The organism is Maritalea sp. (assembly GCF_051251695.1).
Classification (GTDB): Bacteria; Pseudomonadota; Alphaproteobacteria; order Rhizobiales; family Devosiaceae; genus Maritalea.
Genome location: NZ_JBPOEU010000058.1, coordinates 1 through 5,832, shown reverse-complemented (window position 1 = coordinate 5,832; position 5,832 = coordinate 1). Strand labels below are relative to the sequence as shown.

The 5,832-nt window shown below is 48.1% G+C and carries 9 protein-coding genes and 1 riboswitch; of the genes, 3 read left to right on the top strand and 6 right to left on the bottom strand.

The features are described from left to right. The first annotated feature begins 136 nt into the window (after window positions 1-136). From ACSHWX_RS17625 to ACSHWX_RS17615, 3 genes are all read left to right on the top strand, one after another. Window positions 137-646 carry a hypothetical protein gene (locus ACSHWX_RS17625; RefSeq protein ID WP_435669521.1) on the top strand — a complete coding sequence of 170 codons (510 nt, stop codon included), beginning with the start codon at window positions 137-139 and terminating at the stop codon, window positions 644-646. An 89-nt stretch (window positions 647-735) separates the two neighbouring features. Continuing rightward, window positions 736-1,041, top strand: a complete 306-nt coding sequence (locus ACSHWX_RS17620; protein WP_435669520.1) for a type II toxin-antitoxin system RelE/ParE family toxin — start codon at window positions 736-738, stop codon at window positions 1,039-1,041. Next, entirely contained in the window at window positions 1,038-1,322 is a 285-nt protein-coding gene (locus ACSHWX_RS17615; protein ID WP_435669519.1) for an addiction module antidote protein, read from the top strand. The genes ACSHWX_RS17620 and ACSHWX_RS17615 overlap by 4 nt, the downstream gene beginning before the upstream one ends. Window positions 1,323-1,491: 169 nt before the next feature. Here ACSHWX_RS17615 and ACSHWX_RS17610 read toward each other — a convergent pair whose 3' ends face one another. The 6 genes from ACSHWX_RS17610 to ACSHWX_RS17585 form a co-directional block, all read right to left on the bottom strand. After that, on the bottom strand, window positions 1,492-1,905 hold the full coding sequence (locus tag ACSHWX_RS17610; RefSeq protein ID WP_435669518.1) for a DUF1801 domain-containing protein: 414 nt from the start codon (window positions 1,903-1,905) through the stop codon (window positions 1,492-1,494). Beyond that, window positions 1,895-2,362: an SRPBCC family protein gene (locus tag ACSHWX_RS17605; RefSeq protein ID WP_435669517.1), complete on the bottom strand. Its 468-nt coding sequence runs from the start codon at window positions 2,360-2,362 to the stop codon at window positions 1,895-1,897. Before ACSHWX_RS17605 ends, ACSHWX_RS17610 begins: the two co-directional genes overlap by 11 nt. Before the next feature lie 261 nt (window positions 2,363-2,623). Next, window positions 2,624-3,568 carry a bifunctional diaminohydroxyphosphoribosylaminopyrimidine deaminase/5-amino-6-(5-phosphoribosylamino)uracil reductase RibD gene (gene ribD, locus ACSHWX_RS17600; RefSeq protein WP_435669516.1) on the bottom strand — a complete coding sequence of 315 codons (945 nt, stop codon included), beginning with the start codon at window positions 3,566-3,568 and terminating at the stop codon, window positions 2,624-2,626. 31 nt (window positions 3,569-3,599) lie between these two features. After that, entirely contained in the window at window positions 3,600-4,223 is a 624-nt protein-coding gene (locus tag ACSHWX_RS17595) for a GTP cyclohydrolase II (RefSeq protein WP_435669515.1), read from the bottom strand. Continuing rightward, entirely contained in the window at window positions 4,220-4,888 is a 669-nt protein-coding gene (locus ACSHWX_RS17590; RefSeq protein WP_435669514.1) for a riboflavin synthase subunit alpha, read from the bottom strand. The genes ACSHWX_RS17595 and ACSHWX_RS17590 overlap by 4 nt, the downstream gene beginning before the upstream one ends. Window positions 4,889-4,945: 57 nt before the next feature. Beyond that, window positions 4,946-5,353: a 6,7-dimethyl-8-ribityllumazine synthase gene (locus ACSHWX_RS17585; protein WP_435669522.1), complete on the bottom strand. Its 408-nt coding sequence runs from the start codon at window positions 5,351-5,353 to the stop codon at window positions 4,946-4,948. A 96-nt stretch (window positions 5,354-5,449) separates the two neighbouring features. Further along, window positions 5,450-5,599, bottom strand: a riboswitch (FMN riboswitch). Between the last annotated feature and the right edge of the window lie 233 nt (window positions 5,600-5,832).

The following is a 5,832-nucleotide window of genomic DNA, read 5'->3' as shown; positions in this document are numbered from 1 at the left end:
ATCTGCTTCTCCTAATTTATGAGGTAACCCTCACAGGTTAACCCATCGGGGGAAGCAGCCGGTACATCCCATTAGCTACACCAGTGTCAAAAGCGCCTTGGAGATTTCCGCAAGCCACTATCATGTGGAAAGCAGCATGAAGGACAGCACGTCATGCCTTGGCGTGACAGAGTTTGACGCCATTACGTGCATTGTTCAGGACAAGCTACCAGAAGACCCCGCCGATTTGTGGGATTGGTGTTTGGATCAGAACAAGGAACAATTGCTTGAGATGTTGGCCTATTGTGCTGGTGCTTCTCTTAATGCGGTTGAAACCAAGCATTCCCATGACCGCCGTTTGGCTTTTGAACATGCCGACACACTGGCAAATTGTCTTAATGCGGACATGACCAAATGGTTCAAGCTGACCGCCGACACTTACTTTAGCCGGATTAGTCGTCATCAGATTGAGGATGATATGATAGCCGCTCTAGGCAAGGTGCCGTTGGAAGTGAAAGCGGCTAAGAAAAAGGCCGATGCAGCCAAGGCGGCAGAAAAGGCCGTTGCAAATATAAATTGGTTGCCCGAACCCGTGACCATTGCGACACCCGAAACTGAGAAACCGGAGGTCAAAGTTCTGGAATATTTTCCGATAGCGGCTGAGTAGAGCCGATCATCAATTGACAACTGGCCGTACCTTTTCGGGTGCGGCCAGTTTTGGTTTGACAATCTGTATCTAATTGGATACAGTAACTTATGAATCAGATATTGAGATCGGCCAAGTTTGATCAATGGCTTAGAGCCTTGAAGGATGAGCGTGCCCGGGCACGCATATTGACTCGTATCCGTGCCGCTGAAATGGGAAATTTTGGCGATTGCAAGCCGGTTGGTCAGGGCGTTTCGGAAATGCGGATTCATTATGGGTCGGGATACAGGGTCTACTATTCGCGGCGTGGCGAAATCGTCTATTTATTGTTGATTGGTGGCGATAAGAGGTCGCAGAAGCGAGACATTAAGTTAGCGATTGAGATGATGGCAGAGCAGAAAAAGGACTGGTCATGACACAATTTGAGAAGTTTGATGCCTCCGACTATCTGGATAGCGAAAGCATGATTGCCGAATATTTGGCAGCGGCGGTTGAGGACGACAATCCTGACGTATTCATTGCGGCGCTTGGCGACATTGCGAAGGCGCGCGGCATGAGTGAAATTGCCGAACAGACAGGTCTAGGCCGGGAAAGTCTTTATAAGGCGCTACGCTCCGGGTCAAAGCTTCGCTATGAAACCGTTCAAAAGGTGTTGTCAGCGCTTGGTGTCAAACTGACAATTGCGCCAGCTCGATAAAGCTGTACGCGGTTTCGACACACTAACCGGGATCGACCCGGATTTGTGTCGAATATCCGCACTGCGGACAAACTGAGCTTTCGCTGTTGTTGCACTAATGGCAGCTATCGGAAAATCAATCACCACGGTGTCGAAACCGGTGCGAATGATTTAGAGTTTTCTGAACCTACTAGGCGCGTGTCGGTGCGCTGTGGTCTTTCAACTTCATATCGGAGTAGGACTTGCTCAAAAGTTCTTCTAATACATCTATATTCACATCATCAAGTTTGTTGACGTAGAGACACGAAACGCTCGACTTGTGTTTTCCAAGGCGCTCCAGAAGCGATGGATACTCTTTGCAGCCATTTGTAATGTAGATCACGGTATGCTGCTTGCGCGGCGAAAACCCGGCAAGAAAACTATCACTTTCTCGGCCACTGTCGTAGGCATAGTGATATTGATCAAAACCAATCATTGAATCGCCCCATATCTTGGGTTCGTGCTTGGTGATGCGCGTCAAAATCCCGATCAACGTTTCAGCATCGGAGCGTCTTTTCTTGTTTTCGATATTTTTAACAAATTCATCTACCGCGTTAGTTTGCATCTGTTGCACCCCTTACATCAGCCTCTGCGACGCTTTTGATCTGAACAAGATTTTCGTCCAAAGCTCTTGCTGATGACTGCGAGATTATTCCGGCCATTAACCGCAACATCAAACCGCCAGGTGTCCAAGTGCATCTCTGTTCCAGGGATGTCTTATCGCCCTCCGAACTAAGATCATATCGAACGACCATTGGGGTTTTCCCGAGACTTCCTCCGGACATTTGAACTTCAACCGTACTGGGAGGTTCAAAGACCAAAATCTCTTCTTCGTATTCGACCTCTCTACTGCCTTCCTTGAGCATCAGACGGGACCGAAAGCCCTCTTGAACCGATCCAGCCGAAACAGCCTCAGAACTTACGATGGATTGGTTCCATCGTTTGATCTGATCAAGTTTAGTAATCAGTGGCCAAATGATGTGTGGCGGTGCGTCGATGGCAATGCGGTTCCTCAAATCCATAGGTCCAGCCTCAGAAATTAGCATCATGTGTCACTGTGCGTCACTCCATAGCACACATTTGAACAACTTGCAGCATCCGGTACTTCGGGCTCCTTGCAGTCATTAGGAAAATTTCATCGGATGGCAGGTTGGCGGACTAAGTGACTATGCATAAAAGTTCGTGACGAGTCTCAAGTGGGCGGGAAGCGGAAGTTGGACCGCATTTTTGCCAAAAACATATCTTTGATGACATGCCTAAGTTTTTCCGGAATCGTTAGCCAACTAATTGATGATAGATTTGCGTTTTATATCAATTCGGTCACCTGCGTTTGATTGATGGATGTCAACGCAGACGTCCCAAAGCTCCGATTCAAGAACACTTTGGCTTAGGGCCGGGCCTGCCTCGACTAAAATCTTGATGCACCCCAAGCTGGCTAATTTCTGTAGGGCTGTATTTGGTGTTTCGTGGGTTTGTTGAGATAAATGCAGATGAAATTGTTGTTGTGTTTTGCACTTCCAAACCTCAGAAATACGGTTCCGGCGATCAAACACAACTAAATGCCGTTTGGATGATGCATTTGCAAATTTGCCATGATCTGAAACATGCCGAACTGTAAAAGTGGGATCATCCGCGAGCACTGTGCCGCTGCCTGTAAGAATGCCATCGCAACTGCGTCGCAACTCATGCGCAAAAGTGAGGCTTGAGATATCCGTAAAAGTTTTGGCATCAGCAGGAGGCAACATGGTCTCCTTGCCAAAACCATCTAGACGCCACGCGCGTTTGACCACGACAAACGGCAGCCCTGTGATGACGTATTTGGCGAACGGCGCCAATAGTTCGTCGCAGTCTGCTTTTTCAACGCCACTAACAACTTGTATCCCAGCTGTTTGCATCCGCTGATGCCCACCTGTCGCTATTTTGTTTGGGTCGCTGCTGCCGTAAACAACTTGTTTTATACCTGCCTCAATCAATGCGTCGGAACACGGTGGAGTTCGTCCGTGATGCGAGCATGGTTCAAGTGTGCAAACTATGGTGTGCACTTGTGCAAGGGAGGCTTGCTGACGACATTTTGCGAGCAAAGCTGCTTCAGCGTGAGGTAGGCCGGCCTCCTCATGAACGGCCTCTGCCAAAATCTTTCCATTTACATCTAACGCGATTGCTGCAACTGGCGGATTGGGGGCAGTGCGCCCGACTGTCTCTTGCGCGAGTGCAATCGCATGTTTCATTGCGGTTCGAATATCTATTGTTGAGGGGGCTTTACCGATCAAAGTTACCAGCTTTTTCTGGTTGAGGCGCTAGCACATTCAGTTGGTGCCCATGTGCCTGTTTACTCGACAAATATTCTTGATTGTGCGCATTCGGAAACACACCAGTCTTGACTTGCTGCGTTACGATAATGCCGTGTTTTTCAAGTTGATTTTTCTTGTCGGGATTATTGCTCAATAGGCGGATTGTTGGTTTACCTAACGCCAGCAACATTTGGGCGGCAACAGAAAAATCACGCGCTTCGGCGGGCTGACCTATCAAATGGTTTGCTTCGTATGTGTCTGCTCCAGCTTCCTGTTTCGCGTATGCGTCCAGTTTATTGTAGAGGCCGATGCCGCGTCCTTCTTGACGGAGATACAAAATTATCCCGCAATCAGCACGACATTTACTTTTTGCTTCTTCCAGCTGCGGACCGCAATCGCATTTAAGCGAACCAAAAATGTCCCCGGTTAGACACTCGCTATGCAATCGCACCAGTGGCGTCGTATTTTTATTCCAGTCGCCATACGCTAACGCAATATGTTCGCCCATATCCGCTAGTCCGGTGAAAGATACAAAATCACACCTTCCTGCAGGTAATGGCACGCCAACGATCTGTCTAATAGTTGCTGTCATTTTTGCCTCCCTACATCAAGCTGACTGATAATGCGCCCCATATTTTCAGCAGTCATATATTGCTCAACAGCGCTGTGTATCGTATCGACAATGACCTGAGTTTTGCGCTCGAATTCGATATTAACTGCCCCGTCGACTGACAAATTGCCAATATTTGTAATGCGCGATGTTTCCGGAATGATCCAAACGGAAAACTTTCCGTCGCGTTTATCAATACTGCTAATGGTCAAACTCACGCCATTCACAGCCACAAAACCTTGGGGGAAAATGTAGCGCATCATCTCGCAAGGTGGCTCAAATATATACTCAGCAGATGTGCCGGAACGCAAAATGTCACAAACCCGCGCCGAACAATCTACGTGGCCGGATAATTCATGCCCGCCATTGCGATCTCCGATTTGTGCACTTTGTTCAAAGTTAACCAGAACACCAGCTTGCAATTGACCCAAAGTGCTTTTTTCCAAAGTACTTCGGATCAAATCGAACGACATTTGAGTGTCGGTGTAGTCGGTTAGTGACAGGCAGACCCCATCGATGCTGAAACTTTGCCCAATAGAGGCGTTGTTCAATTCTACTTTAGGGCGGTTAAGTACAAGTTTGGCAACGCCGCCAACTTGTTCGAATAACGCAACCGTCGTTTCGCATTCAACAATTCCAGTAAACATTGCATTCTCGTTTCAAGAAGTTGCATCTTTTTCCCAGTAAGTTTGTGAAGCTACCGGTTATGAAATTTGCGCTCGCGTTGCGACAATGGACAGTGCAGCATTCGCCGCTTCGCGGCCCTTTTGAACGAAATGCGTCTTGTAAATTTCGTCGTGATGTGACGTTTCTTGATACTGATGCGGCGTCAGCGATACCGACAATACAGGTATATTTGTTTCTAAGCTGACTTGCATCAACCCGCCAACGACAGACTGAGCCACGAACTCATGGCGATAAATTCCACCATCTACAACAAATGCGGCGGCTATAACTGCGCTGTATTTTCCGGTTTTTGCCAAGTCGCGTGCAACCAAAGGCATTTCGAATGCACCAGGAACGTCGAACACGTCAATATGATCAATGGGGATGATCTGCTGGAAGCCTTCCAGTGCGCGATCAACGATATCTGAATGCCAGTTTGCTTTTATGAAAGCATATCAGGTGTGCGTCATTGCTATCTCCTTAGTTTACGACACGTCACCCAAGGCGAATGCGCGCACCCCTTCCGCCAAGCGAAATTGGATACACATTCTCTTCCATCCGGACTATGACCGTCGGCTCAGGTTTCTCACCTGATCTGCTGACCCTTGCAATACGATGCAAGGCGCTCGCGGGCTTACAGGTCGAACCTGCTTACCGCCGGTGGGGAGTTTCACCCCGCCCTGAGAACTAGGAGGTTTGGTAACAGAAGTTTGCTTAGTCTTCAAGACATCTCAGTGCGAGGCGCGATCAGGCTACGTTATTTTATATTCTGTATGCTCTCCAATTTTCTATATCAAATTGGCCACCTTGTGCTTGAAAAAAGCCAAAACACATCAATCACGACGTAAGTCGGCTAATGGGATGTACCGGCTGCTTCCCCCGATGGGTTAACCTGTGAGGGTTACCTCATAAATTAGGAGAAGCA

Coding starts and splice junctions, on each gene's coding strand:
- ribD (WP_435669516.1), bottom strand. CDS start 3,568: ATGAAACATGCGATTGCACTCGCGCAAGAGACAGTCGGGCGCACTGCC.
- ACSHWX_RS17595 (WP_435669515.1), bottom strand. CDS start 4,223: ATGACAGCAACTATTAGACAGATCGTTGGCGTGCCATTACCTGCAGGA.
- ACSHWX_RS17625 (WP_435669521.1), top strand. CDS start 137: ATGAAGGACAGCACGTCATGCCTTGGCGTGACAGAGTTTGACGCCATT.
- ACSHWX_RS17610 (WP_435669518.1), bottom strand. CDS start 1,905: ATGCAAACTAACGCGGTAGATGAATTTGTTAAAAATATCGAAAACAAG.
- ACSHWX_RS17590 (WP_435669514.1), bottom strand. CDS start 4,888: ATGTTTACTGGAATTGTTGAATGCGAAACGACGGTTGCGTTATTCGAA.
- ACSHWX_RS17615 (WP_435669519.1), top strand. CDS start 1,038: ATGACACAATTTGAGAAGTTTGATGCCTCCGACTATCTGGATAGCGAA.
- ACSHWX_RS17605 (WP_435669517.1), bottom strand. CDS start 2,362: ATGGATTTGAGGAACCGCATTGCCATCGACGCACCGCCACACATCATT.
- ACSHWX_RS17620 (WP_435669520.1), top strand. CDS start 736: ATGAATCAGATATTGAGATCGGCCAAGTTTGATCAATGGCTTAGAGCC.